Annotated in this window: 3 protein-coding genes; 1 reads left to right on the top strand and 2 read right to left on the bottom strand. The window is 34.7% G+C overall.

What is annotated here, in order from left to right; all coding sequences use genetic code 11:
- Window positions 1-280 precede the first annotated feature (280 nt).
- Together H593_RS0115305 and H593_RS0115300 are read right to left on the bottom strand one after the other, a co-directional pair.
- Window positions 281-580, bottom strand: coding sequence for a type II toxin-antitoxin system RelE/ParE family toxin (locus H593_RS0115305; RefSeq protein ID WP_028873228.1), 300 nt, complete (start codon window positions 578-580; stop codon window positions 281-283).
- A complete protein-coding gene (locus tag H593_RS0115300) occupies window positions 573-824 on the bottom strand; it encodes a type II toxin-antitoxin system ParD family antitoxin (RefSeq protein ID WP_028873227.1) in 252 nt (83 codons plus the stop codon). The genes H593_RS0115305 and H593_RS0115300 overlap by 8 nt, the downstream gene beginning before the upstream one ends.
- A gap of 270 nt (window positions 825-1,094) precedes the next feature.
- On the opposite strand from H593_RS0115300, the gene H593_RS0115295 reads away from it, so the two are divergent.
- Window positions 1,095-2,577, top strand: a 1,483-nt coding sequence (locus H593_RS0115295) for an IS1182 family transposase (RefSeq protein ID WP_028873226.1), incomplete at its 3' end; no start/stop codon positions are given.

Below are 2,577 nucleotides of genomic sequence, written 5' to 3'. Positions count from 1 at the left end.
ACAGGCAAATAAGGTCATGCATTTAGCAGCCATGGCATACAATCTTAAAAAGTACTTGAAGTTTACACAGAAACTGTCAAAAACCAAGGCAAAAGCACTTGGCTTTTTGTTTACAGAAATGCGCACGCTTCAAAAGGGGATTTACTTCAATTTAAGATTACTAAAATTAAGTTGAGAACGAAGAGAAATAGAAAATACAGACTCTTAAAAACACTTAATAGCGTTCAATTTTGAATACATTAAGGGGTTGTGCAACGATTACCCGTGTTGTGTGCAGTTTTTATTCCGTTATTCTTTTCTTCAGATCCATTCTTTCGTGCAAAATTCTTGTTATTTCAATATAGTTTTTGCTTTCAGTTCTGTAGAATATTATGTGTCGATTTGCTTTCATTCCGAAAAGTTGCGCTGATATTCCTTCGTAGTTTTTTCCTAAATCTGGGTTTTCAGCAATTTCTTGACAATTAGAAATTAGTCCATCGTAATATTTGTCAGCTTGTTTTTCAGACCAAACCTCAAATGTATAATCCCAAATCTTAGATAAATCCTCAACAGCTTTGTTAGTTAACTTATATTCAGCCATTCGAGTGCTTTTTTGCTTTTAGAGATTCAAGATGTTTCTTTGGGTCAAAATCGTGAGCTATTCCGCTGTCAATTCCTTCTTGAATTGCTCTTTTCAATGCAATCACTTTACTTTCTTCTTCTTCTAAAAGTCTTAATCCTGCTCTAATAACTTCGCTAACGTTTTTAAATCTTCCTTTGCTTATACTACTTTGCACAAATTGGTCGAAATAATTACCGAGTGATATTGATGTGTTTTTGTTCATTTGAATACTATTTTAGTTCAAATATACCAAAAATTGGTATAATGACCAAATTTCTCAAATTGCACACAACGTGATGTGTATGGTTAGGAGTTGCGTAGTTAAGCAACTAAATTAGTAAACAAATACGAGCCAGAGAAAATTCCGAAGGAATTTTCCAAATGAGCACTTGCCAAAGCAATAAATTATATACAGTGTGCCTGTTGCACAACTCTGTTGATAAAGTTACTACAATGGTTATAAACCTGCAATAAAAATCATTAACTTACTGATATGCAAGGCAAAAAGACATATCAGGAGAAGCTGTTTACAGAATTTTTATTGAGTGAACGAGTGCCAGAGTACAACTTTTATCGACAGCTTAAAAGTGTATTAGATTTAAAGTACTTATACAAATTAACCGAACCGTTTTATGGTGTTACAGGTCAAAAGAGTATTGATCCTGTGGTTTTTTTTAAACTTTGTTTAGTTGGTTATTTGGAGAACATCATTAGTGATAGAAAATTAATGCAACATTGCAGTATGCGTTTGGATATTCTATTTTTTATCGATTATGATTTGGATGATGAATTACCCTGGCATTCTACCATTAGCCGAACACGGCAACTCTTTCCAGAAGATATATTTGAAGAAGTTTTTACCAATGTACTGCACATGTGTATTGAAAAAGGTATGGTTAGTGGTCATACACAAGCTATAGATTCGCCACCAATAAAAGCGAATGCATCCATGGATAGTTTAGAACTTAAAGTACCTGAAGAATATTTAGCTTCACATTTACAGAAAATACGTCACATTAGTGCGATGGATAAAGAAATCCCATTACGAAAAAGTAAAGAAAATAAGGCCAGTAAAGAACAGCAAACCATAAGTGCCAATCAGCAGGAACTTGGAGCAATAAAGAGCAGGAATAAAAAGTGGTCAAAAGACCAAGACCAGCGTCAAGGAGCAGGAAATAAAGGCAGTAAATACACAAGCAATAAAACCCATTATAGTCCTACAGACCCAGATGCTCGCATTAGTGTTAAACCAGGAAAAGCTAGAAAGCTTAATTACATGAGCCAATTAAGTGTAGATACGGGACACCATGTTATAACGGATATTTGGGCTTACCATGCCGATAAAAGAGACAATCAGTATTTACAAGATATAGTCGGACGTTTAAAACCGAGATTAAACCGTTCAGGATTGCTTTGGCATAATTGCGTGGCTGATACAGGCTACAGTAGTGGTGAGCACTATGCATTTTTGGAGCAGATTAACTTACAGAGTTTTATTCCACCTCACGGCACCTATAAAGGCGGTCCAGATAATTTTCATCACAATAGAGATCAAGACCATTATGTTTGTCCTCAAGGCGAGATTATTCCCTTTAAAAAAGTATTTAATGATTATCGTACAGAAACCTTAAAAAAGGAATATCGCAGTACAACACATCAATGTAAGGACTGCTCAATAAAGTTGCGCTGTTTGGGTAAAACTGCCAAAGAGAAAAAGTTTTCTGTAACGTATTACAAAGCAGAATATGAATGTAATATAAAACGTGTAAATAGTCCGCAAGGCATTTATATGAAAGGCAAGTGCCAAAGCACAGTAGAACCTGTTTTTGGAACACTCACCCAATTTATGGGTTTAAGAAAAATAAATACCATAGGAATAAAACAGGCAAATAAGGTCATGCATTTAGCAGCCATGGCATACAATCTTAAAAAGTACTTGAAGTTTACACAGAAACTGTCAAAAACCAAGGCAAAAG

Source organism: Psychroserpens burtonensis DSM 12212, assembly GCF_000425305.1.
GTDB lineage: Bacteria > Bacteroidota > Bacteroidia > Flavobacteriales > Flavobacteriaceae > Psychroserpens > Psychroserpens burtonensis.
The sequence above is the reverse complement of the archived record's forward strand: the minus strand, read 5'-3'. Positions and strand labels throughout refer to the sequence as shown.